This window comes from Streptomyces sp. NPDC037100, from assembly GCF_055606225.1.
The window spans coordinates 434,414-458,220 of record NZ_JBVJSX010000004.1 but is presented as its reverse complement, the minus strand read 5'-3'; the positions used below and the strand labels follow the sequence as shown (position 1 = coordinate 458,220).

Sequence of the window (23,807 nt, the reverse complement as noted above, 5' to 3'; positions counted from 1 at the left end):
GGCGGCATGGACGGATACGCGGTGCGGGCCGAGGCGCTGGAGAAGAGGTACGGCGAGAAACGCGCCCTCGACGGCTTCGACCTGGAGGTGCGCGAGGGCACGGTGCACGGTCTGCTGGGGCCGAACGGGGCGGGCAAGACCACCGCCGTCCGCATCCTGTCCACGCTGATCCGCCTGGACGGGGGCAGCGCGACGGTCGCGGGGCTGGACGTCGTCCGGCAGGCGCGCGAGGTGCGGGCCCGGATCGGCCTCACCGGCCAGTACGCGGCGGTGGACGAGGTGCTCACCGGCCGGCAGAACCTGGAGATGTTCGGCCGCCTGTTCCACCTCGGTGGCAAGCGGGCCCGGCTCCGGGCGACCGAGCTGCTGGAGCAGTTCGACCTGACCGACGCCGCCGACAGGGGCGTGGGCAAGTACAGCGGCGGCATGCGGCGCCGCCTCGACCTCGCCGCGTCGATGATCCTCGCCCCGGCCGTCCTCTTCCTCGACGAGCCGACGACCGGTCTCGACCCGCGCAGCCGGGGCGAAGTCTGGGAGTCCGTGCGGGCGTTGGTGGCGGGCGGTACGACTGTGCTGCTCACCACGCAGTACCTGGAGGAGGCCGACAAGCTGGCTTCCCGGATCACCGTCATCGACCAGGGGCGGGCCATCGCCGACGACACCCCGGACGGACTGAAGAACCTGGTCGGCGGCGACCGCATCGAGGTCGTGGTCGCCGACCGGTCGGAGCTCCCCCGCGTGGTGAAGGTCGTCGCCCGGGTCACCGACGGCGAACCCGAGGCACACGAGGCGGAGTTGCGGGTGCACGCCCCCGTCACCGACCGGGTCGCCGCCCTCACCGAGGTCGCACGGACCCTCCAGGACGAGGGCGTCCGCGTCGAGGACATCGGGCTGCGCAGGCCGAGCCTCGACGACGTGTTCCTGCGCCTGACCGGACACCGCACGGAGAAGGAGGCCGCGGCGTGAGTGCCATCGACCTGAGCGCGCCGAGCACCCGGAGCGGCACGTACTGGCTGCTCGCCGACTGCTGGAACATCGTCCGCCGCGGCCTGACCCACTACCGGCGCCAGCCGGTCAACATCGCCTGGCAGCTGGGCTTCCCGATCCTGTCCGTGCTGATGTACGGCTATGTCTTCGGCAGCGCGATGAAGGTGCCGGGCGGCGGGGACTACAAGGACTTCCTGATGCCGGGCATGTTCGTGATGACCATGGCGTTCGGCTTCATCAACACGGCGACGGTCGTGGTGTACGACTCCACCAAGGGCGTGATCGACCGGTTCCGCTCGATGCCGATGGCCTCCTCGGCCGTGGTGGCCGGGCGCGGGGTCACCGATCTGATCGTCGCCTGCGCCGAGTTGGCGATCATGATGCTCACCGCGCTGGCCATGGGCTGGCGCCCGGACGGCGGCTTCGGCTTCCTCGCCGCCTTCGGTCTGCTGCTCTGGCTGCGGTTCGCGCTGATCTGGATCGGCGTGTGGCTCGGCCTCCTCGTGCCCAATCCGGAGGCCGCGGGCGGCCTGTTCGCGGTCGCCTTCCCGCTGACGATGATCTCCAGCATCTTCGTCGCGCCGCAGCTCATGCCCGACTGGCTGGGCTGGGTGGCGGTCTGGAACCCGATCTCCTCCACGGCGGCGGCGACCCGCGAGCTGTTCGGCACGCCGGTCACCGGCGACACGTGGGTCGAGCAGCACGCGCTGCTGATGGCCGGGGTGTGGCCGGTGATCCTGACGGCGATCTTCCTGCCGCTGGCCGTGCGGCGGTTCAGGAAGCTGAGCCGATAGCGGCCGGAGCGGTCGCCCACCTCCCAGAGTCTTGACGTGCTCATGTTGTGTCAGTTCTCTGGGAGGTGCACGGCGTGGTGGGAGCGCTCCCAGCCTGTTCCGGGTGCCGTGTCTCCCCTCCCCCGAGGAACCCGAGAGGAAGCAGCCAGATGTTCCGCACTCTGCGCAGAGCGCTGTGTGTTGCCGCGGCGCTCCTGTTACCGCTGGCGGGCGTGCAGTCGGCACGAGCCGACGCGGCCGCCGAGGCCGCCGGTGCCGGCTACTGGCACACCAGCGGCCGGCAGATCCTGGACGCGGCCGGACAGCCGGTCCGTATCGCCGGCATCAACTGGTTCGGCTTCGAGACCGCCAACCACGTCGTCCACGGCCTGTGGGCCCGCGACTACAAGAGCATGATCGACCAGATGAAGTCGCTCGGCTACAACACCCTCCGCATGCCCTACAGCGACGACATCCTCAAGCCCGGCACCATGCCGGACAGCATCAACCACGACGGCAAGAACACGGACCTGCGCGGGCTGACGTCACTCCAGGTCCTGGACAGGATCGTGGCCTACGCGGGCCAGTCCGGCCTCAAGATCGTCCTGGACCGCCACCGCCCGGACGCGGCGGGCCAGTCGGCCCTCTGGTACACGGCGTCGGTCCCGGAATCGACGTGGATCGCCAACCTCAAGACGCTGGCGGCGCGTTACAAGGGCAACTCCACGGTGATCGGCATCGACCTGCACAACGAGCCCCACGACCCGGCCTGCTGGGGCTGCGGCGACACCTCCCGGGACTGGCGCCTGGCCGCCCAGCGCGCGGGCAACGCGGTGCTGTCGGTCAACCCCGAGCTGCTGATCATGGTCGAGGGCGTGCAGTCGCACGACGGCGTGAACGGCTGGTGGGGAGGAAACCTCATGGGCGTGGCCCAGTACCCGGTCCAACTGGACGTCCCGAACCGGCTGGTGTACTCGGCGCACGACTACGCGACGTCGGTGGCGCAGCAGTCCTGGTTCTCGGACCCGTCCTTCCCCGCCAACATGCCGGGGATCTGGGACAAGTACTGGGGCTACGTCTTCAAGCAGAACATCGCCCCGGTGTGGCTGGGCGAGTTCGGTACGACGCTCCAGCCGGCGGTGGACCAGAAGTGGCTGTCCGAGCTCGTGAAGTACCTGCGCTCGACGTCGGCGTACGGCGCCGACGGCTTCCACTGGACGTTCTGGTCCTGGAACCCCAACTCCGGTGACACGGGCGGCATCCTGAAAGACGACTGGCAGACGGTCGACACCGCGAAGGACGCGTACCTGGCGCCCATCAAGGCCCCGGGCTTCGACCCCGGCACCCCCGGCCCCGGCCCGGGCGGCCCCGGCGATCCCGGCGGCTCCACGCCCACCTGCACCGCCGCCTACTCCGTCGGCAGCGACTGGGGCGGCGGCTTCAACGCCGAGGTGAAGGTGACCAACACGGGCACGCTTCCGCTGAAGTCGTGGAAGGTGACGTGGACGTGGAGCGGGTCGCAGAAGGTCACGAACATGTGGAACGCGACCCACACCCAGGCCGGCGCGACCGTCACGGCGGTGAACGCCGCACACAACGGCACCGTGGCACCGGGCGGTTCGGCGAGCTTCGGCTTCGGCGGGGCGCCCGGGGGTGGTGCTGTACCGGGCGTGACGTGCGCGGCGACGTGAGCACGGGGTGAACGGGGGCGCCCGGTGCTCCTCGGGCGCCCCCTGGCCCGCCGGACTGCTCCGCCCCTCGGCCTGCCCGCCTGGTCTGTCGGCCTGGCCTGCACCTGCGGCCTGCCCGCCTGTCCTGTCGGCCTGGCCTGCACCTGCGGCCTGCCCGCCTGTCCTGTCGGCCTGGCCTGCACCTGCGGCCTGCGGCCTGTCGGCGTGGCCTGCACCTGCGGCCTGCACCTGCGGCCTGTCGGCGTGGCCTGCACCTGCGGCCTGCACCTGCGGCCTGTCGGCCTGTCGGCCTGTCCGGAATTGTCAGAACACCCCCTTCGTGAAGGGTTTCTGAGAGCGGGCTGTGACTCGATTTGGTCAAGTCTCGGTCGAATCCGCACATGAGAGGTGCGCTCATCCGAAACGATGCGGCACGGCCCGTGTCACTCGCGGGCCTGACCCCCCTCACCGTTGCGAGAGAACTCTATGAGAAGAAGCGCAGCCGTACTGTGCGGCGCGACCGTCGTACTGGCCGGGACACTCACCGCCGTCCCCGCCGACGCCAGCGCGTCGCAGTCCGCGAACACCGCCCGGACCGCCGCCGCGAAGATCACCTGGAAGAAGTGCGGAACGGACGACACCCCGACGCTCCAGTGCGCGTCGGTGAAGGTGCCGCTCGACTACACGAAGCCGCGAGGGAAGCAGATCACCCTCGCTCTCTCCCGCGTGCCGCACACCGCGCCGAAGTCCCAGGGCCCGCTGCTGGTCAACCCCGGCGGTCCCGGTGGCAGCGGCCTGTCGCTGGCCGAATTCGTCGCGTCCTCCCTGCCCAAGGCGGTCGCCGCCCAGTACGACGTGATCGGCTTCGACCCGCGCGGAGTGGGCGAGAGCCAGCCCGCGCTGGACTGCAAGCCGGGCTACTTCGACCCGGTCCGCCCCGACTCCGTACCCAGCACCCCGGCTCTCGAGAAGGCCAACCTCGCGCGCGCCAAGTCCTTCGCCCAGGCCTGCGGCCGGAAGTACAAGGACGTCCTGCCGTACATCGACACGGTCAGCGCCGTGAAGGACATGGACTCGATCCGCAAGGCCCTCGGCGCCAAGAAGATCAACTACTTCGGCTACTCGTACGGCACCTACCTCGGCGCGGTCTACGCCAAGCTGTTCCCCGAGCGGGTGCGGCGCCTGGTGCTGGACTCGATCGTCGACCCGACCGGCGTCTGGTACGACGACAACATCCAGCAGGACTACGCCTTCGACAAGCGCCACAAGGCGCTGATGGCGTGGCTGGCCAAGTACGACTCCACCTACCACCTCGGCACCGACCCGAAAAAGATCGAGGCCAAGTGGTACGCCATGCGGGCGGCCCTGGCCAAGAAGCCGGCCGGCGGCAAGGTGGGCGCCTCCGAGCTGGAGGACATCTTCATACCCGGCGGCTACAACAACGCCTACTGGCCCACGCTCGCCCAGACGTTCGCGGCCTACGTCAACGACCACGACACCGCCGCGCTGGTCAAGGCCTACGACACCATCGCGGCGATCGACGCCTCCGGCGACAACGGCTACAGCGTCTACACCTCGGTGCAGTGCCGTGACGCGTCCTGGCCGCGCGACTGGAAGCAGTGGCGCAAGGACAACTGGGCGGTGTACGAGAAGGCTCCGTTCATGGCCTGGAACAACGCCTGGTACAACGCGCCGTGCGCGTTCTGGCCGACGAAGTCCCTGAAGCCGGTGAACGTCGCCAACACCAAGCTCCCGCCGGTACTGCTGTTCCAGGCGACGGACGACGCGGCCACGCCCTACCAGGGCGGCGTCACCATGCACCGGCTGCTGAAGAAGTCCAGCCTGGTCGTGGAGCAGGGCGGTGGCAACCACGGCATCACGCTGAGCGGCAACGCCTGCCTCGACAAGCACCTCGCCACGTACCTGACCAACGGCAAGGTCCCGCAGGGCAACGGCGTGGCCGACGCCGTCTGCAAGAAGACCGCCGACCCGAAGCCGCAGCCGGCGGCGCAGAAGGCGCCGAGCACGTTGCGGCCTGCCGTCGCGGCTGTCGGTGACAGCCTGCGGCCGATTCCGGGGGTCGGGCGGTGAGTTCGCCCGGCTGAGCATCGGCTGACGTGATGAGAGAGGCGCCCGGGCCTTCCCGGGCGCCTCTTGCGTGGGCGCGCATCCTGAAGGACGACTGGCAGACGGTCGACACGGCAAAGGACGCGTACCGGGCGCAGATCAGTCAGCGCCCGGTCTCCAGCTCCTGGCCCGGGCGACCACTCCCCGGCCCCCCGCGAGGCCGACGCAGATCGCCAGCGTCGTGCTGCCCACCACTGTCATCGCGGTGAGTTCCGGAGCCCAGCGGGCCCCACCAGTGGTCACCATCGGATATCCGAGGACGGTGGATACGGCGGCGCCCGCAAAACCGGCCACGCCGATCGGGACGGACAAGTACCACAGTGCGGTGGACCGGAACACGTGGGTGTCTCCCGCCAGGACGCCTACGGGAGCCAGTCGGCTTCCGAACACCTGGAATTCCGCCAGCGCGCTGAAGGCGGCGGCCAGTGCGACCATGAGCATGCCCCCCAGCCCGAGCAGAGTCACCCAGTCCGCGATGGTCTCGTCCAGCAAGGCGCCACCCAGCTGCACGCCCGCAAGGACGTTGGTCAAGGGCGCAGTACCCAGATGGCGATACGCGGCTTCCCGGACCGTGCCGGCGACCGATGCGCCATCCCGCTCGGAGATCACAACGAGCTTGACCTCCGCGACACCACCGCGAGTCCCCGCCGTGGGTATGTCGCCGGTGGCGATGCGCAGCTCCGGTGTCCCCGTTTCCCAGCGCGCCAGCTCGCTCAGCCGCCGGTCGCCCCCGCGAAGGACCGAGGACCGAGCGGGTGGACAGGGCAGTCCGACAGCCTTCCAGCTCGCGCAGGGACCTGTGAGGACGGCCGGCTCCTGCCGGTCTCGGAGCAGAGCGAACACGGCGTGGCCCTGCCCCATGTCCTCCTGGAACGCCTTGAGGTGTGAGGCCGGCTGGACACGGCTCCTGATGATCAGAACGCTGTCCCCCAGGGCATCGAACGTCTGCCTGGCCTCGGTGGCCGCCACCGTGGTCCGGCTCACCCACAGCTGCACCTGGCTGACCAGCCCCAGGCCCACCACAACCGCCACGACCAGACGCGCGATGACACCCGGGTACGCGTGCAGCCAACGGCCGGCGATGAGCCCACCCGCATACCGCCTCGCGATGGACCGCCCGGCCAGCCGTCGCCCGAGGGCCGTCATCGCCCAGGCGATCAACGTGGGCAGAGTGGCGAGTGTCAGGACGATGCCGATCGCGTACTGCACGATGCTGACGCGGTAGTCCGGAGCCAGGGGCCCGAGATCGACCGGCATGGCCAGTACGAGGCCGAACGCGCAGAGCAGCGCGTAACGCCGCTTCACCCGCCCCTTGGTCAGTGTGCGCGGGGAACGGCCGTCTCCCTTCTTTCGATGCAGCAGCACCGAGGCGACGAGCACACCGGCGGCCGCACCGGTCGCGCCGAGGAGGACAGCCGGAAGCCAGGCGCGAACGGCCGCCGCCGAGAGCGTGTAACCGGTGAGAGGAATGGCGAGGTCGGTGTACGCCGCCGCCAGCAGTGGCGCCGCGCCGATCAAGGCGCCTGCCGCGACCGGCCACAGTGCCTCGCCCACGCATACGAGGGCCCGGTGCCGCCAAGTGCCGCCCAGTGCGTCGAGCAGTGCCGTACGGCGGTCACGTGCAGCCGAACCGCAGCGCAAGGCCACCACGGTCAGAACAGCGGCCGGGAGGCCCAGAAAGCCGATCACGGCCGCCATGAACGCGTTGGCATCGACCACGCCGATCGAGTCCCCGAACGGCGTGGGATCAGGGTCGCCGAAGCCCGAGATCTCCATCGTCTCGTCCCACTCGGGGGACTTGGCGGCCGCCGGTCTGACATAGACCAACCGCTCCGAGGGAGACGTGAGGCCTTCGGCGGAGATCCTCCCCGCGTCCCGTCCGTAACGGTCGGAGATCCCCTCCCGCTGCCCGGCCACCGCAAGCGCCGGAGAGAGTACGGCCTCCCCGGGCCGGGGCCATGTGCTCAGGCCGGGGGGCGGCGGGGCGCCGGGAGTCAGTGGCTCGATGAAGATGACACTGTGCTGAAGCCCGCCGACCGTGTCACCGCTCTCCCGCCAGTGGGCGACCGCACGCTCTCCTGGGAACTTGCCGGTGAAGCGAGGTGCTCTTGCCTGGGCGTGGCTCTGCTCCGCACTGTCTGCCGCGACGGTGATGATCACTGTGCCGGTGGCACAGCAGAGGAACGCGGTGGCCAGTGCGAGCGCGAGACTGCGCAGTCGGTGTCCCGGACCGCCCTTGGAGGCCCGCAGGCCCATGGCCATCAGCTGGCGCGTCAAGCCGCGCCCGCTCACACGCCCCACGTCCGGGCCCCCATGCTGATCTTCCCGTCCGTGATCCGCGCGACGTGCTCGGCACCGGCCGCCACGTCCTGGTCGTGCGTGACCAGCAGAAGCCCGCAACCCCATCGGGAGGGCAGCGAGTACAGCAGTCGGCTGACGCGATCGCGGTTGTCGTCATCGAGTGCGCCGGTGGGTTCGTCGGCGAGGATCAAGGCCGGTCTGTTGACCAGGGCCCGAGCGATCGCCACCCGCTGGCGCTCCCCGCCGGACAGCGACCCCGTCGTCACCGAGGTGTCGGAGATGCCGAGGTCGTGAAGGAGTTCTTCGGCAGCGCTCCGTCCACGGGAGCTTCGTACACCGCCCAGCATGGCGGCGAGCATCACGTTCTCCAGCGCCGTCAGCTCCGGGAGCAGTTCGCCGAACTGGAAGACCATGCCGATGTGGCGTGACCGGTGTCGTGCCCTCGCGCCGGATCGCAGCGACGTGACCTCCGTACCCGCGACCTCGATGGTTCCGCTGTCCGGGCTGATGAGCCCCAGGACACACGAGAGCAGCGAGCTCTTCCCGCTGCCACTGGGCCCCATCAACGCGACGGACTCACCCTCCGCGACAGTGAGATCTACGCCGCTGAGCAGCACACGGTCGGCCAGTTCGAGCCGGACGTCACGCAGTTGGAGGACGGGATTGCGCACCAAGAGTCCCTTGCGAGGAAGGCAGTGGTTGAACACGAGAAGGCCCGTCGCCATGACGGCGACGGGCACACGGCAGGCGTCTCAGATCCGGTAGGCCCAGGAACCGCAAGCGTCCGGCTTGGCGAACTGCTGCTCGCAGACACGGATCTTGTTGAGGATCGCACCCGCGCCGGTCCTCACGCAGTTGTCCGGGCCGGCGCCGTTCTTGTCCCAGAGGTGGCTCGAATCGTTGTCGTAGACGCGGAAGTACTCGCCCTCCACGGCGTTCGTGTCCGCCTCCATGTCGCAGACGCGGAGACGGCGATCACCTTCGAAACCCTTGGCGTTGTCGTCACCCTGCCAGGCCTCGATGTAGGCCCACGCCGGGGCGCTGCCGATGCTCACGCCGAGGGCGAGAGTGGCACCGGCCACCGTGAGGGCGAGGCGCCCAGCTCTGCCCATTATTCGACTCTTCATACGTTCCGTCCCTCCCCCGGAGGATCGATTCCTCCAGGACTTCACATGTACTGCGGCTCCGGGCCCCCGCCCAGAGCCAAAGGATCATGACAGGCGCTTCACGGGATGTCCACTTGATACTTTTGCAACGGCCCAGCACTGCATGTGACTTGGAGCGCACGGCAGCCACCGGGGGCGCCACGACACGCAGCGGAGGGGGCGACTTGTGAACGACATGGTGACCGTCCCGGCGGGATCGGTCATGTTGTCCGACCGGCGTACCGAGCGCAGGTGGCCGGTCGAGGTCGGGGCGTTTCGCCTGTCGGCCTTCCCGGTCACCCAGGCCCGGTACGCCGAGGTCACCGGTGAGTGGCCGAGCACGGCCCGGGGCGGCCGGCTGCCCGTCGAGGGCGTGTCCTGGTGGGACGCCGTACGGTTCTGCAACGCCCTGTCCGTACACGAGGGCCTGACCCCCGCGTACGAGGTGCCCCCCGGGGGCGGGGAGGCCGGCTGGGACACCACCGCCGACGGCTACCGGCTGCCGACCGAGGCCGAGTGGGAACACGCCTGCCGCGCAGGCAGCACCGGCCCCCGCTACGGCCCGCTCGACGAGATCGCCTGGTACCGCGGCAACGCGGACGACCGCGTCCACCCCGTGGGCGGCAAGCAGCCCAACGCCTGGGGCCTGTACGACATGCTGGGCAACGTCTGGGACTGGTGCTGGGACCTCTACGACGCCGAGGTCTACGGCACCTACCGGGTGCTGCGCGGCGGCGGCTGGTCCGACGAGCACTGGAGCTGCCGCGCCTCGGTGCGCCGCCGGAGCCATCCGACGTTCCGGATCGACGACGTGGGGTTCCGGGTGGCGCGCTCGCAGCCCACCCCGTAGCGCCGCGAAGAACCACCGGTACCACGCCGCCGGCCGCCCGGGAACGAGTGAGGGCGCCCCGCACACGCGGGGCGCCCTCACTCACGTTCGGGAGAACGTCAGAGCTTCTCGATCACGTAGTCGACGCACTTCGTGAGCGCCTCGACGTCCGCCGGGTCGATCGCCGGGAACATCGCGACGCGCAGCTGGTTGCGGCCGAGCTTGCGGTAGGGCTCGGTGTCGACGATGCCGTTGGCGCGCAGCACCTTGGCGACGGCGGCCGCGTCGACCTCGTCCGTGAAGTCGATCGTGCCGATGACCTGCGAGCGCTTGGCCGGGTCGGTGACGAACGGGCTGGCGTACTTGATGTCCTCGGCCCAGCCGTAGAGCGTGCGGGCGGAGGTGGCGGTGCGCCGGACCGACCAGTCCAGGCCGCCCTGGCCGTTGAGCCACTCCAGCTGCTGGTTCAGCAGGAAGAGGGTGGCGAGGGCCGGGGTGTTGTACGTCTGGTTCTTGCGGGAGTTGTCGATCGCGGTCGGCAGCGAGAAGAACTCCGGGATGTGACGGCCGGACGCGTGGATCCGCTCGGCGCGCTCGATCGCGGCCGGGGAGAAGACGCCGATCCACAGGCCGCCGTCGGAGGCGAAGGACTTCTGCGGGGCGAAGTAGTAGACGTCCGTCTCGGAGACGTCGACCGGCAGGCCGCCCGCGCCGGAGGTGGCGTCCACCAGGACCAGCGCGCCCTCGTCGGCACCGGCCACGCGCTTGATCGGCATGGCGACACCGGTCGAGGTCTCGTTGTGGGTGAACGCGTAGACGTCCACGCCCGCCTCGGCGACCGCCTCGGGGTGGGTGCCCGGGTCGGCGGAGATGACGTCCGGCTCGGCCAGCCAGGGCGCGAGCTTCGCGGCCTTGGCGAACTTGGAGGAGAACTCGCCGAAGGTGAGGTGCTGCGACCTGTTCTCGATCAGGCCGTGCGTCGCGATGTCCCAGAACGCGGTCGACCCGCCGTTGCCGAGGACCACCTCGTAGCCGTCGGGGAGCTGGAACAGCTCGCTGATGCCCTCGCGCACCTGGCCGACCAGGTTCTTGACGGGGGCCTGACGGTGGGAGGTGCCGAGCAGGGACGTGCCGGTGGCGGCCAGGGCGTCCAGCGCCTCAACCCGCACCTTGGAGGGGCCCGCGCCGAATCGACCGTCGGCGGGCTTGATGTCAGCAGGAATCTGGATCTCAGCCACGAAGGGGAGCGTAGCCGTTTCCAGAAACGTGGGCGAAACGTCGTCCGTCGGGTGAGACGGTGTGTGGACGCGTCAGTGCGGGGGCGGGCCGGGCCAGACGGCCGAGGCGTCGTCGCGGTGCGGGTCCGGCAGCCGGAGGGGGCGGACGGCGACGGGCCGTGTCCCGCCCTCGGTGCCGGCCGTCCAGGGGGCGGGGCGGCCGGAGTAGCACAGGGTGGTGAGGACGAAGACGCCGTCGGCGTAGACCTCGACGTACTCACCGACGGTGAGGATGCGCAGCGAGGCGGCGGGTTCCGGCAGCAGGGTCTCGCCGAGCGGGGTGCCGTCGGGGCCGGTGACCCAGAGGTTCTTGCCGTCGCAGCCGACCGTGAGCGCGGGCCGGTCCGGGTCGGAGGCCTGCGTGCGCAGGGTGATCTCGGTGCGACCGGAGAGGCCGACGTCGCCGACCGCGTGCAGGAGGGCGTCGTACGTCTCCTCGCCGAGCCAGGGGTCCAGGCCCGGCCACCATTCCAGGCGGGGTGCCGAATCCGCGGGCAGGGCGAGGGACTTGGGCTGGGCGAGCATGCCGCGGCAGCGCTCGCCGGTGTCGCTGAGGCCGACGCGGCGCGGGGTGGTGTGCAGCACGACTCGGGAGCCGTCGGGGGCGGCGACGACACGCGGGGCGTACGCGCCCGTCGGGCCGAGCGGGCCGCGGCGGGTCCACGGGCCGCGCAGGCGCGGAGCGGTCCACGCCTCGAAGCCCCGGGTGGCGCCGATGGAGCCGAGCATCAGCCAGCTGCCGTCGTCGAGGCGTTCGAGGACCGGGCACTCGAACTCGTCGACGTCGCCGGGGGAGACCAGCGGCGGGTGGACGGTCCAGTGCTCCAGGTCGTCGGAGGTCGCCCAGGCGACGCACCCGCTGACCTCGACGGGCAGGGAGGCGTCGGCGGCGCAGACCACCATCACCCAGCCGTCGGACTCGTCGTCGCGTACGACGAAGGGGTCGCGCCAGCCCATGCGTTCGCCTGTGCGGTACCAGCGCGGGTCGGCCTCGACGACCGGCCCCGTGCCGTGGCGGCGCCAGCCGGTGCCGTCGGTGCGCTCGGAGCGGGCCAGGCCGATCGACTGCAGGGGCCAGCCGCCCGGGGTGAGTCCGGAGACGGCGGTGTAGAGCATCGCCATGCCGGGGCCGTGCGGGAAGGCGTGCATGGTCCACACGGCCTGCTGGTCGAAGCGGCCCGGCAGGCCGTTGCCGAAGGCCGTGCCCTGCGGCTCCCAGTGGACCAGGTCGGCGGAGGTGGCCCGGCCGTAGGAGGTCTCCATGCGCAGGTGGTCGAACTCGGCCGTCCACGGGCCCTGCAGGTGCAGCACGGTGTAGGTGCCGTCCGCGTGGCGCAGGAGGTCGAAGTCGTTCACGACGAGGCCGGGCGGCGCGTATCGCATGGACAGGTCCTGTCTGCCGACAGCGGCACTCAAACGTGTGCGCTGTGCTCGTGCTGGGGGGAGTTCCTCTGAGAGTCAGCCGAAGTAAATCTGAACGCAAACGCTTGCGCAACCAGGTGAGCGGGTTTACGGTCTCGTCACTCCCACTCCCGCCGACGTGCCTGGGCCCCCGGCCACGCGGCGTGCATTCGATCAAGGAGCGTCCCGTGACGGTCAGCATCACCGATGTCGCCGAGGCCACCGGCGTCTCGGCGTCCACCGTGTCCCGCGCCCTGCGCGGCCGTTCGGGAGTGTCGGAGGAGATGCGGGCCCGGATCGTCGCGGCCGCCGCCGAACTGGGCTACACCGCCTCGCGCTCGGCCTCCAGCCTGGCCAGCGGGCGCACCTACACCATCGGCGTCGTCGTCCCGTACGTCGGCCGCTGGTTCTTCGGCACGGTGCTGGACGCCGCCGAGAAGGTCTTCAGCGCCGCCGGCTACGACGTCCTGCTGTACAACCTCGGCTCGCCGGAGGCGCGCAAGCGCTTCTTCACCAAGCTGCCGATCCGCAAGCGGGTCGACGCCGTGCTGTCCCTGCTGATCCCGGACCCGGATGAAGCCGCAGCCCTGTGCTCCCTCGGCGTGCCGCTGGCGACCACGGTCGGCGGCGCCCGGCCCGGGTTCACGGTGGTCGGCATCGACGACCGGGGCGGAGCGGAGAGCGCCGTACGGCACCTGGTCAACCTCGGCCACCGGAGGATCGGCATGATCTCCGGCGCCAGCGAGCCGCTGCACTGGACCACGCCCCTCGACCGCCGGCAGGGCTACCTGGACGTGCTGGCCGACGCCGGGATCGAGCTCGACCCCGCCCTGGAGACGGACGGCGGTTACACGGTCGAAGGCGGCGAGCGGGCCATGACCGAGCTGCTGGCGCTGCGCCATCCGCCGACCGCCGTGTTCGCCCAGTCCGACGAGATGGCGATGGGCGCGCTGCGCGCCCTGCGCCGGCATCGGCTGAGGGTTCCCGAGGACGTGTCCGTGGTCGGCTTCGACGATCACGAGCTGTCCGAGGTGGTCGGGCTGACCACCGTGGCCCAGCCGGTCGCGGCTCAGGGCCGGGAGGCGGCCCGGCTGCTGCTGACGCGTCTGGACGAACCGGACGCCGCGTCGCCGCACCCCGTCGAGATGCCCATCCGCTTCATCCTCCGCGAGACCACCGCTCCGCCGCACGTCAACCGGCAGCGGTAGCCCCACCCGCCCCTCGAACATCCGCCCCCGGAGGGCCGTTCCCGCCCCCGGACCCACCCCGCCCGCGCACCCACCGCACACCCGCTCGGAGGCACCACCATGATCACCGGCCACGGAAAACACCGTCGTACGGGCCTGACGGCCCTCGCCCTGCTGCCGCTGGCCGCGCTGGCCGCCTGTGGCGGCGGAGGCGGCGGCAGCGACACCTCCGCCGAGGAGGGCAGTGGCAAGGGCACCATCAGCGTCTGGGCCCACCAGGGCCAGGCGAGCGAGGCGACCGCGCTGCAGAACGCGGTGAAGTCCTTCAACTCCTCGCAGAGCGGCGTCAAGGCCGAGTTGAAGCTCATACCGGAGAAGGACTACACGAAGACCATCACCGCCACGGACGCCTCCGAACTGCCGGACGTGCTGGAGTTCGACGGCCCGACGATGGCGAACTTCGTCTACAACAGCAAGCTCGCCCCGGTCGACGGCCACGTCTCCGCCAAGACCCTCGGCAACGCCACCGACGCGATCAAGGCGCAGGGCGAGATCGACGGCAAGCACTACGGCCTCGGCATGTTCGACGCCGGGCTCGGTATGTACGCCAACAAGAAGGTGCTGGACGCGGCCGGCGTGAAGTACCCGACGAGCGTGGACGACGCCTGGACGGCCGAGGAGTTCGGCAAGGCCCTCAAGGCACTGAAGGGCAAGGACTCCGACGGCAAGGTCCTCGACATATCGGAGCAGTACGGCCTGGCCTCCGAGTGGGGCACCTTCGGCTTCTCGCCGATCGTCTTCTCGGCCGGCGGCGGCCTGCTGAAGGACGGCAAGGCGGCGGGCGCCCTGGACAGCCCGAAGGTCGTCGACGCGATGAAGACCTTCCAGTCCTGGAAGACCTACGTCGACCCCAACACCGACGGCAACGCCTTCGCCAAGGGCAAGGTGGCGCTGAGCTGGGTCGGCCACTGGAACTACCCGGCCTACAGCGAGGCGCTCGGTGACGACCTCGCCGTCCTGCCGCTGCCGGACTTCGGCAACGGCCCCAAGGCCGGGCAGGGCTCATGGGCCTGGGGCATCGGCGCCGACAGCAAGAACGGCAAGGCCGCCGGCGCCTTCCTGGACTACCTGCTGAACGACACCAACGTCGGCGCGATGACGAAGGCCAACGGCGCGGTGCCCGCCACCAAGTCCGCCCTCGCCAAGAGCGAGCTGTACAAGAAGGGCGGCCCGCTCCAGCTCTTCGCCGACCAGCTGGCCAAGCCCTGCGGCGACAGCGACATCAGCGCCTCCTGCGTCGCCGTCACCCGCCCGGTGACCGCCGGATATCCCACGGTCACCGCCAAGTTCAGCACGGCCCTCAACTCGATCTACGGCGGCGCCGACCCCGAGGAAGCCCTGCAGAAGGCCGCCCGCGCCATCGACCGGGACTTCACCGACAACGCCGGCTACGAGATCCCGTAACCCGCAGGACGCATCGGCCCGGGCGGGCCGCCGTCGACGTGGCCACGCGGCCACGCACCGACCGCGCCCGCCCCGCCGGGAAGAGGACCCTCCCGTGAAAACCGTGGAACCCGCGCACGCCGCGGCCCCAGGCCGGGCGCAGGCCGTCTCGCCCTCACCCTCCGCGAAGCCCCCGCGTCACGCGCGCGGCAACCGTGACCGGCTGCACGGGCTGCTGATGTCCGCCCCGGCCGTCGGCGGGCTGATCGCCTTCGTCGGCATCCCGTTCGGCTACGCCGTGGTGCTCTCCTTCTACAACGTCCGCCTCGGCTCCCCCATGGAACCCACCTTCTTCGGAGTGGAGCACTACCGGCGGCTGTTCACCGACCCCGACCTGTCCGGCCCGTTCCTGCGGGCCCTGCTGAACAACCTGACCTTCGCCGCGGTCGTCGTACCGCTCCAGACGGGCCTCGCGCTGGCGCTGGCGATCCTGCTCAACCGCAAGCTGAAGGCCATCGGGCTGTTCCGCTCCTTCTTCTTCATGCCGGTGGTCTTCCCGATGGCGCTGGTCGCCGTGATCTGGCGGCTGATCCTCGCCCGCAGCGAGCAGGGCATGCTCAACTCCCTGCTGGACGTGGTCTCTTTCGGCAACTGGGGTGCCTTCGACTGGCTCGGTGACGGCCTCACCGCGATGGGCTCGATCATCGTGCTGTCGGTGTGGCAGGGCGTCGGCTTCCAGATGGTCATCCTGCTGGCCGGCCTGCAGCAGATCCCGGGCGAGCTCTACGAGGCCTCCGAGCTGGACCGGGCCTCGCGCTGGCAGCAGTTCCGGCACGTCACCCTGCCCGGCATCCGCGGCACCCTCGTGTTCGTCGCGATGCTGACCTCGGTGCTGTCCTTCCGGGTCTTCGACCAGGTGTACATCCTCATCCGCGGCGGCGGCCTGGACGAGGACGCCACCCGCACCGTGATGTACCAGGCCGTCACCACGGCCTTCGACCAGAACAACATCGGGCAGGCCTCGGCCGTCACGGTGGTGTTCTTCCTGATCGTCGTCGCCCTGACGATCGTCCAGCGCCGCGTCGTCCGGCCCGACAACGAGGACTGACTCCACCATGGCCATGACCCGTACGCCCGTGCGCCGCGTCCTCGACTACACCGTCCTGAGCGTCCTGGCGTTCGTCTTCGCCCTCCCCGCGCTCTACCTCTTCCTCGGCAGCCTCAAGCCGTCGGACGAGGTCCTGAACGGCCTGTCCGGCTTCCTGCCCACCCACCTCTCCTTCGACAACTACGCAGCCGTCCTCGACAGCCTGAACTCCGACAGCACCGGCTACTTCTGGCAGTTCATGGGCGTGTCGGTGCTGCTGTCGTTCGTGGTGGTGACGGGCGGTCTGATCGTCAACTCCATGGCGGCCTACGGGCTGACGCGGCTGAAGTGGCGGGGGCAGAACGCGGTGTTCACCCTCGTCCTGCTGCTGATGCTGATCCCGTTCGAGTCGGTGGCGGTGCCGCTGTTCTACATGTTCAACGGCCAGCGCAACACGCTGTTCATCCAGGCGCTGCCGTTCGTCGCCAACGCCTTCGCGATCTACCAGTTCCACACGTTCTTCAAGAAGATCCCGCCGAGCATCGAGGAGGCGGCCCGGCTGGACGGCGCGGGTCCCTGGCGCACCTTCTTCGCGATCATCGTGCCGATGTCCAGGCCGGTGTTCGCCTCGGTCGCGATCCTCACCTTCCTCATCCAGTGGGGCTCCTTCCTGTGGCCGGTGCTGATGGTGTCCGACCCGTCCGTGCGCCCCCTGCCGCTGGAGATGAGCGTCTTCCAGGGGCAGCAGCCCCCGGACTGGGGGCAGATCCTCGCCTTCGGCGTGCTGCTGGTGCTGCCCGTGCTGATCGTCTTCGCGTTCTTCCAGCGCTGGTTCGTCGAGGGCGTGGCCAGCTCCGCCGTCAAGGGCTGAGCCACCGGGGGAGCGGGTGCCCGGACCCGTCACCGTCAGTGGCCGGGTGCATGCTGGACGCATGACGGATGTCGGGGATCTGGCCGCCCTCGAGGCGGAGCTGCGCCGGGGCGTCCGGGGTGACGTGGGGTTCGACGTCACCTCCCGGGCGCTGGTCACCATGGACGCCTCCAACTACCGGCGGGTCCCCCTCGGCGTGGTCGCTCCCCGTGACGCCGACGACGTCGCGGCCGTCCTGGAGGTGTGCCGGGAGCGGGGGGTCCCGGTCGTCGCGAGAGGCGGCGGCACGTCGATCGCCGGGCAGGCGACGGGTACGGGCGTGGTGCTGGACTTCACCCGGCACATGAACCGGCTCGTGTCGCTCGACCCGGACAGCCGCACCGCCGTCGTGCAGCCGGGGCTGGTGCTCGACCGGCTCCAGGAGGCCGCCGCCCCGCACGGGCTGCGGTTCGGGCCGGATCCCTCGACGCACAGCCGGTGCACGCTCGGCGGCATGATCGGCAACAACTCGTGCGGCTCGCACTCCGTGGCGTGGGGGACGACCGCCGACAGTGTGCGGGAACTGGACGTCGTCACCGCGCGCGGCGAGCGGCTGCGGCTCGGGCGGGACTGGGCCGGGGCGCCGGACGGCCTGCGCGCCCTGGCCGAGGGGGAACTGGCACGTCTGCGCACCGGCTTCCCGGAACTTCCCCGCCGCATCTCCGGCTACGCCCTGGACGCCCTGCTGCCCGAGCACGGCGCCGACGTGGCCCGCTCCTTCTGCGGTTCCGAGGGCACGCTCGGCGTGCTGACCGAGGCGGTCGTACGCCTGGTCGAGGCGCCACGCGCGCGTGCGCTGGCCGTCCTGGGTTACGCCGACGAGAGCGCGGCGGCGGAGGCGGCGGCCGGGCTGCTGCCGCTCGGGCCGCTGACGGTGGAGGGCATGGCGGCGGACCTGGTGCCGTCCCCCGAGGCGCTGCCGCGGGGCGGGGCCTGGCTGTTCGTGGAGACCGGCGGGGAGTCGGCGGCCGAGGCACGCGCGCGTGCGGAGGCGATCGTGCGGGCCGCCGACGTCCTGGACGCGCTCGTGGTCACCGACCCTGCGGGGCAGCGCGGGCTGTGGCGGATCCGGGAGGACGCGAGCGGTACGGCGACGCGCATGCCGGACGGGACCGAGGCGTGGCCGGGCTGGGAGGACTGCGCGGTACCGCCCGCCCGGCTGGGGGCGTACCTGCGGGACTTCCGGGCGCTGATGGCGGCACACGGGCTGCGCGGCACGCCCTACGGGCACTTCGGGGACGGCTGCATCCACGTCCGGATCGACTTCGACCTGCTGACGCGGCCCGGCATCGCCCGTTTCCGCCGCTTCTCGGAGGAGCTCGCGGAGCTGGTGGTGGCGCACGGCGGGTCGCTGTCCGGGGAGCACGGCGACGGGCAGGCGCGGGCGGAGCTGCTGCCGAAGATGTACGGGGCCGGGATGGTGGGCCTGTTCGAGCGGGTCAAGGGCCTGTGGGACCCGGACGACCTGCTCAACCCCGGGATGCTCGTACGCCCCGCGCCCCTCGACGCCGACCTGCGCTTCTCGGTCCTGCCCCGCGAACCGGTCGACGTCGCCTTCGGCTATCCCGCCGACGGCGGCGACTTCTCGGCGGCGGTGCGGCGTTGCGTGGGCGTCGCCAAGTGCCGTACGACGTCGGTGTCCGGCCCGGGCGTCATGTGCCCGTCCTTCCGGGCGACGGGTGCGGAGGAGCACTCCACGCGCGGGCGGGCCCGGCTGCTGCACGAGATGCTCGCCGGCGAGGTGGTGACGGACGGCTGGCGCTCGGGCGAGGTCCGGGACGCGCTGGACCTGTGCCTGTCCTGCAAGGGCTGCCGGTCGGACTGCCCGGTCGGGGTCGACATGGCCACGTACAAGGCGGAGTTCCTGCATCGGCACTACGCCGGGCGACGCCGGCCCGCCGCGCACCACTCGATGGGCCGGCTGCCGGTGTGGCTCCGGGCGGTGGCCCGCACGCGCACGGCGTGGCTGGTCAACGCGCTGTCCGCGGTACCGCCCTTCGCCCGGGTGGCGAAGCGGCTGGGCGGGCTCGCGCCAGAGCGGGACATCCCGAGGGTGGCCCGGCGGACGTTCAGCCGGTGGTGGGAGCGACGGCGGGCGCACCGCCCGGGCGCGCGGGGCGACCTGGTCGTCCTGTGGCCCGACACCTTCACCGAGCACCTCTCACCGGCCGTGGGGCAGGCGGCCGTACGGGTCCTGGAGGCGGCCGGACTGCGGGTGGCGCTGCCGCCGACCGTGCGGCTGGCGAAACCGCCCGTGGGGGACGGCAGGACCGTCGCCCTCGATCCGCTGTCCCTGCTGCGCGGCCGGGGCCGGGTCTGCTGCGGGCTGACGTACGTGTCGACGGGCCAGCTGGACCGGGCCCGGGCCGTGATGCGCCGCACGCTCGACTTGATGGAACCGGTGCTGGAGACCGACGCGCCGGTGGTGGTCCTGGAGCCGAGCTGCGCCGCGGCCCTGCGCACCGATGTCCCCGAGCTGCTGCACGACGACCCGCGCGCGGCCCGCCTCGCCGCCAGGGTCCTCACCTTCGCCGAGACGCTGGAGCGCCACGCCCCCGCCTGGACGCCGCCGCGCGTCGGCCGTCCGGTGGCCGGGCAGACCCACTGCCACCAGCACGCGGTGCTCGGCGACGCCGCCGACCGCCGGCTGCGGGAGGCGGCCCTGCTCACCGGCGAACTGAGCGGCGGCTGCTGCGGCCTCGCGGGAAACTTCGGCTTCGAGAAGGGCCACTGGGAGGTGTCCACCGCCTGCGCGGAGGAGCAACTCCTGCCCTCGGTGCGGGACGCCCCGGACGGCACGGTGGTCCTGGCGGACGGCTTCTCCTGCCGCACCCAGCTGGAGCAGCTGGCCGGGGTACGGGGCCGGCACCTTGCGGAGGTACTGGCCGAGGCGCTGAACGAGGCGCTGAACGAGGCGGAGGACGAGGCGCTGAACAAGGCGGAGGACGAGGCGCTGAACGAGGCGGAGGACGAGGCGCTGAACGAGGCGGAGGACGAGGCGCTGAACGAGGCGGAGGACGAGGCGGAGGACGAGAACCGCCGACGTGAGGGCTGGTGAGGCGCTCGGGTCTCGGGGTCTGCGGGTCTGTGGGTGGGGCGCGTTCGGTCTCGGGGTCTGCGGGTCTGTGGGTGGGGCGCGCTCGGCCTCGGGGTCGGCGGGTCTGTGGGTGAGGCGTTCGGGCCGGGGACCCGGACCTCGAGTGTGAGGCGCTGGGGTACGGGACGGGCGGGTCTGGGGGTGAGGCGTTCGGGCCGGGGACCGGCGGACCTCGAGTGTGAGGCGTTCGGCCTCGGGGTTGGCGGGTCTGCGGGTGAGGCGTTCGGGCCACGGGGTCGGCGGACCCGAGTGTCTGAGCAGGGGGAGGGCCGACGCCGCTCCTAGGCTCGCGGAACCAGTCACTGCCCGTCGAGGGCCGCTGCTCGAAGGAGCCCGCGCATGAGCGTCCGCGTCAAGCCGATCACCCCTGACGAGCATCTCGCGTTCGTCACGGCCCGTCCTTCCGCCAGCCACACCCAGGTCCCGTCCTGGGGCGAGGTGAAGCCCGACTGGAAGGCGGAGAGCCTCGGCTGGTTCGACGACGGCGGGCAGCTCGTCGGCGCGGGGCTGGTGCTGCTGCGCCCCCTGCCCGGGCCGCGGCTGCCCGGCCTGCCGCGCTACCTCGCGTATCTGCCCGAGGGCCCGCTCCTGGACTGGCACGAGCCCGGCCTGGACCGCCTGCTGGAGCCGATGCTCGCGCACCTGGGACGACGGGGCGCCTTCGCGGTGCGCATGGGCCCGCCGGTCGTGGTGCGCCGCTGGAGCGCCGACGCGGTCAAGGCGGCGATCGCGGACCCGGCCGCCCGGCGGCTGCGCGACGTGCGGGCGACGTCGTACGAACCGCGGGCCGGCCAGGTCGCGGACAGCCTGCGCCGCATGGGCTGGCGGCAGTCCGAGGCCTCCGGCGACGACGGCTTCGCCGCGGGGCAGCCCCGCTACGTCTTCCAGGTGCCGTTCGCAGGCCGGTCGCTCCAGGACATCCACAACGGCCTCAACCAGCAGTGGCGCCGCAACATCAAGAAGGCGGAGAAGGCCGGGGTGAAGGTCGTGCGCGGCGACCTGGAGGACCTGCCGGCCTTCCACGAGCTGTACTGCGAGACGGCCGAGCGGGACCGCTTCATCCCGCGCCCGCTGCCGTACTTCCAGCGCATGTGGAGCGCGCTCACCGCCGAGCACCCGGACCGGATGCGGCTCTACCTCGCGTACCACGACGGCGAGGTGCTCGCCGCGGCCACGATGCTGACCGTCGGCGACCACGTCTGGTACTCCTACGGCGCCTCCACCGGCCGCCGCCGCGAGGTCCAGCCGAGCAGCGCCGTGCAGTGGCGCATGATGACCGACGCGCACGAACTGGGCGCCGCCGTCTACGACCTGCGCGGCATCACCGACACCCTGGAGGAGTCCAGCCACCTGCTGGGCCTGCTCCGCTTCAAGGTGGGCACCGGCGGCGAGGCCGTGGAGTACCTCGGCGAATGGGACTACCCGCTCAACCGGCTCCTCTACAAGGCGTTCGATCTCTACCTCTCCCGGAGGTGACGTCTCACGCCCCGAGACAGAGGCAAAAGGGGTGCACGCACCTGACGAAGTCCATTACTCTGGACTGAGCAGTGCATCGGGATGTACGTTCCGTGTGTCCGGATGTACGCACCGCACACGCCGTCCGACCCGGACACCGACCCCCGAGCCCAGGACCCGCCCGTGACCACGCCGGAGACCACCGCCACACCCCCGTCCACGACCGGCACCGCCGCATCCGCCCCGGGCCGGCTCGGCTCGCTCGGGCCCGTGGGTCTGGTGCTCGCCGGCGGCATCTCCGTGCAGTTCGGCGGCGCCCTGGCGGTGACGCTGATGCCCAGGGCGGGTGCCCTCGGGGTCGTGGCGCTGCGCCTGCTGGTCGCAGCCGTCGTGCTGCTCCTGGTCTGCCGCCCGCGGCTGCGTGGCCACTCGCGCACCGACTGGGGCACGGTGATCGTCTTCGGCATCACCATGGCCGCGATGAACGGCCTCTTCTACCAGGCCGTCGCGCGCATTCCGCTGGGTCCCGCGGTCACGCTGGAGGTCCTCGGGCCGCTCGCCCTGTCGGTCCTCGCCTCCCGCCGCGCGATCAACGTCGTCTGGGCGGCGCTCGCCCTCGCCGGTGTCTTCCTCCTCGGCGGCGGAGGCTTCAGCGGTCTCGACCCCACGGGTGCGGCCTTCGCCCTGGGGGCCGGTGCCATGTGGGCGGCCTACATCGTCTTCAGTGCCCGTACGGGCCGCCGCTTCCCGCAGGCGGACGGGCTGGCCCTGGCGATGGCGGTGGGGGCGGTGCTGTTCCTGCCTCTGGGCATCGCCGAGTCGGGGGCGAAGCTGCTCGACCCGGTGACGCTGGGCCTGGGCGCGGCGGTCGCCCTGCTCTCCTCGGTCCTGCCCTACACCCTCGAACTCCTCGCCCTGCGCCGCCTGCCCGCCTCCACCTTCGCGATCCTGATGAGCCTCGAACCGGCCATCGCCGCGACGGCCGGCTTCCTCATCCTCGACCAGGCCCTCAGCACCGCCCAGGCCGCCGCGATCGCCCTCGTCGTCGCGGCGAGCATGGGGGCGGTGCGCACCCAGGTGGGGCCGGGGCGGAGGAAGAAGGCGGCGTTGGAGAGCACGGGGCTGGAGGGGTAGGGCCCCCGAGAGTCAAGGGCGGTCCCCGTCGCGGTCCGGCCCGGTTGGTCCCGCCCGGTTGGTCCCGCCCGGTTGGTCCGGCCCGGTTGTCAGTGCCCGGTGCAAGACTGCCCGTATGACCTCACCGGACCCGAAGGCGGACCTGCTCCGCTATCTCCAGGACGCTCGTGAAGCCCTGCTGTGGAAGCTCGACGGGCTCTCGGAGTACGACATCCGCCGCCCCCTGACGCCGACCGGCACCAATCTGCTGGGACTGGTCAAGCACACCGCCGGGGTCGAGCTGGGGTACTTCGGGGACACGTTCGGCCGGCCGTTCTTCGCCGAGGACCCACCGCCCTGGTGGTACACGCAGGACGCCGAACCCAACGCCGACATGTGGGCCACCCCGGACGAGTCCCGCGAGGACATCGCCGGGCTGTACCGCCGGGCGTGGGAGCACGCGGACGGCACGATCACGGCGCTGCCGCTGGACGCGACCGGAGACGTCCCGTGGTGGCCCGAGGAGCGGCGGAAGACCACGCTGCACCACATCCTGGTGCGCGTGATCGCCGACACCAGCCGTCACGCGGGCCACGCCGACATCGTGCGCGAACTCATCGACGGCTCGGTCGGCCTGACCCCGGGCAAGGACAGCATGCCCCCGGGCGACCGGGCCATGTGGGAGGCCCATCGGCACCGGCTGGAGGAGGCGGCGAGAGCGGCGGACGGGGCCATCTGAGCCCACCGCGGCGGGCGGGACCGGGCGGCAGCGAGAACTGACACACCGGCATCCCGCGTTGAGCTGATTCAGCGGGGCCGGTGGCGGCAGTGACGGCTGGCGCACCGGCATCCCGCGTTGAGCCGACTCGGCGGGGCCGGTGGCGGCAGTGACGGCTGGCGCACCGGCATCCCGCGTTGAGCCGATTCAGCGGGGCCGGTGGCGGCGGCGACGGCTGACACACCGGCACCGCGCCGAAGAGCACGCTTCCGGTCGCCACCAAAATT

18 protein-coding genes are annotated in these 23,807 nt (G+C 71.4%); 13 read left to right on the top strand and 5 right to left on the bottom strand.

Translation table 11 applies throughout. The annotated features are described in order from the left end of the window. Positions 1 to 6: 6 nt before the first annotated feature. The 4 genes from ACZ7EG_RS16295 to ACZ7EG_RS16280 all read left to right on the top strand — a co-directional run bounded on the left by ACZ7EG_RS16295 (position 7) and on the right by ACZ7EG_RS16280 (position 5,521). Positions 7 to 966 (top strand): ATP-binding cassette domain-containing protein, encoded by a 960-nt coding sequence (locus ACZ7EG_RS16295; RefSeq protein WP_471078210.1) that lies wholly within the window; start codon positions 7 to 9, stop codon positions 964 to 966. After that, the gene (locus tag ACZ7EG_RS16290; RefSeq protein WP_471078207.1) at positions 963 to 1,781 is read left to right on the top strand and encodes an ABC transporter permease; all 819 of its coding nucleotides are present in this window, start codon (positions 963 to 965) and stop codon (positions 1,779 to 1,781) included. Before ACZ7EG_RS16295 ends, ACZ7EG_RS16290 begins: the two co-directional genes overlap by 4 nt. Before the next feature lie 149 nt (positions 1,782 to 1,930). Continuing rightward, entirely contained in the window at positions 1,931 to 3,451 is a 1,521-nt protein-coding gene (locus ACZ7EG_RS16285; RefSeq protein ID WP_471078204.1) for a cellulase family glycosylhydrolase, read from the top strand. Positions 3,452 to 3,916: 465 nt separating this feature from the next. Then, a complete protein-coding gene (locus tag ACZ7EG_RS16280) occupies positions 3,917 to 5,521 on the top strand; it encodes an alpha/beta hydrolase (RefSeq protein ID WP_471078201.1) in 1,605 nt (534 codons plus the stop codon). 135 nt (positions 5,522 to 5,656) lie between these two features. Here ACZ7EG_RS16280 and ACZ7EG_RS16275 read toward each other — a convergent pair whose 3' ends face one another. The 3 genes from ACZ7EG_RS16275 to ACZ7EG_RS16265 form a co-directional block, all read right to left on the bottom strand. Continuing rightward, entirely contained in the window at positions 5,657 to 7,834 is a 2,178-nt protein-coding gene (locus ACZ7EG_RS16275) for a hypothetical protein (protein ID WP_471078198.1), read from the bottom strand. A gap of 11 nt (positions 7,835 to 7,845) precedes the next feature. Then, a complete protein-coding gene (locus ACZ7EG_RS16270) occupies positions 7,846 to 8,529 on the bottom strand; it encodes an ABC transporter ATP-binding protein (RefSeq protein ID WP_471078194.1) in 684 nt (227 codons plus the stop codon). Positions 8,530 to 8,610: 81 nt separating this feature from the next. Beyond that, entirely contained in the window at positions 8,611 to 8,985 is a 375-nt protein-coding gene (locus tag ACZ7EG_RS16265; RefSeq protein WP_471078191.1) for a hypothetical protein, read from the bottom strand. 214 nt (positions 8,986 to 9,199) lie between these two features. Here ACZ7EG_RS16265 and ACZ7EG_RS16260 point away from each other — a divergent pair, with 214 nt between their 5' ends. Then, positions 9,200 to 9,853, top strand: coding sequence for a formylglycine-generating enzyme family protein (locus ACZ7EG_RS16260; RefSeq protein ID WP_471078816.1), 654 nt, complete (start codon positions 9,200 to 9,202; stop codon positions 9,851 to 9,853). 98 nt (positions 9,854 to 9,951) lie between these two features. On the opposite strand, the gene serC is transcribed toward ACZ7EG_RS16260, so the two are convergent. Together serC and ACZ7EG_RS16250 are read right to left on the bottom strand one after the other, a co-directional pair. Then, entirely contained in the window at positions 9,952 to 11,070 is a 1,119-nt protein-coding gene (gene serC, locus ACZ7EG_RS16255; protein WP_471078188.1) for a phosphoserine transaminase, read from the bottom strand. Between the two features lie 72 nt (positions 11,071 to 11,142). Then, the gene (locus ACZ7EG_RS16250) at positions 11,143 to 12,492 is read right to left on the bottom strand and encodes a glycoside hydrolase family protein (RefSeq protein WP_471078185.1); all 1,350 of its coding nucleotides are present in this window, start codon (positions 12,490 to 12,492) and stop codon (positions 11,143 to 11,145) included. Between the two features lie 206 nt (positions 12,493 to 12,698). On the opposite strand from ACZ7EG_RS16250, the gene ACZ7EG_RS16245 reads away from it, so the two are divergent. The 8 genes from ACZ7EG_RS16245 to ACZ7EG_RS16210 all read left to right on the top strand — a co-directional run bounded on the left by ACZ7EG_RS16245 (position 12,699) and on the right by ACZ7EG_RS16210 (position 23,541). Next, positions 12,699 to 13,718 carry a LacI family DNA-binding transcriptional regulator gene (locus ACZ7EG_RS16245; RefSeq protein ID WP_471078182.1) on the top strand — a complete coding sequence of 340 codons (1,020 nt, stop codon included), beginning with the start codon at positions 12,699 to 12,701 and terminating at the stop codon, positions 13,716 to 13,718. 99 nt (positions 13,719 to 13,817) lie between these two features. Then, entirely contained in the window at positions 13,818 to 15,161 is a 1,344-nt protein-coding gene (locus tag ACZ7EG_RS16240; protein WP_471078179.1) for an ABC transporter substrate-binding protein, read from the top strand. A 94-nt stretch (positions 15,162 to 15,255) separates the two neighbouring features. Further along, a complete protein-coding gene (locus tag ACZ7EG_RS16235) occupies positions 15,256 to 16,248 on the top strand; it encodes a carbohydrate ABC transporter permease (RefSeq protein WP_471078176.1) in 993 nt (330 codons plus the stop codon). Between the two features lie 7 nt (positions 16,249 to 16,255). After that, positions 16,256 to 17,098 (top strand): carbohydrate ABC transporter permease, encoded by an 843-nt coding sequence (locus ACZ7EG_RS16230; protein ID WP_062927522.1) that lies wholly within the window; start codon positions 16,256 to 16,258, stop codon positions 17,096 to 17,098. A gap of 61 nt (positions 17,099 to 17,159) precedes the next feature. After that, the gene (locus tag ACZ7EG_RS16225; RefSeq protein WP_471078172.1) at positions 17,160 to 20,195 is read left to right on the top strand and encodes an FAD-binding and (Fe-S)-binding domain-containing protein; all 3,036 of its coding nucleotides are present in this window, start codon (positions 17,160 to 17,162) and stop codon (positions 20,193 to 20,195) included. Between the two features lie 378 nt (positions 20,196 to 20,573). After that, a complete protein-coding gene (locus ACZ7EG_RS16220) occupies positions 20,574 to 21,710 on the top strand; it encodes a lipid II:glycine glycyltransferase FemX (RefSeq protein WP_471078169.1) in 1,137 nt (378 codons plus the stop codon). A 102-nt stretch (positions 21,711 to 21,812) separates the two neighbouring features. Continuing rightward, positions 21,813 to 22,823 (top strand): EamA family transporter, encoded by a 1,011-nt coding sequence (locus ACZ7EG_RS16215; protein ID WP_471078166.1) that lies wholly within the window; start codon positions 21,813 to 21,815, stop codon positions 22,821 to 22,823. A 115-nt stretch (positions 22,824 to 22,938) separates the two neighbouring features. Next, positions 22,939 to 23,541: a DinB family protein gene (locus tag ACZ7EG_RS16210; RefSeq protein WP_471078163.1), complete on the top strand. Its 603-nt coding sequence runs from the start codon at positions 22,939 to 22,941 to the stop codon at positions 23,539 to 23,541. Positions 23,542 to 23,807 lie beyond the last annotated feature (266 nt).

Excerpts from the sequence above, each read along its gene's own strand:
- ACZ7EG_RS16285 (WP_471078204.1), top strand. The coding sequence starts at position 1,931 with ATGTTCCGCACTCTGCGCAGAGCGCTGTGTGTTGCCGCGGCGCTCCTG.
- ACZ7EG_RS16240 (WP_471078179.1), top strand. The coding sequence starts at position 13,818 with ATGATCACCGGCCACGGAAAACACCGTCGTACGGGCCTGACGGCCCTC.
- ACZ7EG_RS16215 (WP_471078166.1), top strand. The coding sequence starts at position 21,813 with ATGTACGCACCGCACACGCCGTCCGACCCGGACACCGACCCCCGAGCC.
- ACZ7EG_RS16220 (WP_471078169.1), top strand. The coding sequence starts at position 20,574 with ATGAGCGTCCGCGTCAAGCCGATCACCCCTGACGAGCATCTCGCGTTC.
- ACZ7EG_RS16225 (WP_471078172.1), top strand. The coding sequence starts at position 17,160 with ATGACGGATGTCGGGGATCTGGCCGCCCTCGAGGCGGAGCTGCGCCGG.
- ACZ7EG_RS16280 (WP_471078201.1), top strand. The coding sequence starts at position 3,917 with ATGAGAAGAAGCGCAGCCGTACTGTGCGGCGCGACCGTCGTACTGGCC.
- ACZ7EG_RS16250 (WP_471078185.1), bottom strand. The coding sequence starts at position 12,492 with ATGCGATACGCGCCGCCCGGCCTCGTCGTGAACGACTTCGACCTCCTG.
- ACZ7EG_RS16210 (WP_471078163.1), top strand. The coding sequence starts at position 22,939 with ATGACCTCACCGGACCCGAAGGCGGACCTGCTCCGCTATCTCCAGGAC.
- ACZ7EG_RS16265 (WP_471078191.1), bottom strand. The coding sequence starts at position 8,985 with ATGAAGAGTCGAATAATGGGCAGAGCTGGGCGCCTCGCCCTCACGGTG.
- ACZ7EG_RS16230 (WP_062927522.1), top strand. The coding sequence starts at position 16,256 with ATGGCCATGACCCGTACGCCCGTGCGCCGCGTCCTCGACTACACCGTC.
- ACZ7EG_RS16295 (WP_471078210.1), top strand. The coding sequence starts at position 7 with ATGGACGGATACGCGGTGCGGGCCGAGGCGCTGGAGAAGAGGTACGGC.
- ACZ7EG_RS16260 (WP_471078816.1), top strand. The coding sequence starts at position 9,200 with ATGGTGACCGTCCCGGCGGGATCGGTCATGTTGTCCGACCGGCGTACC.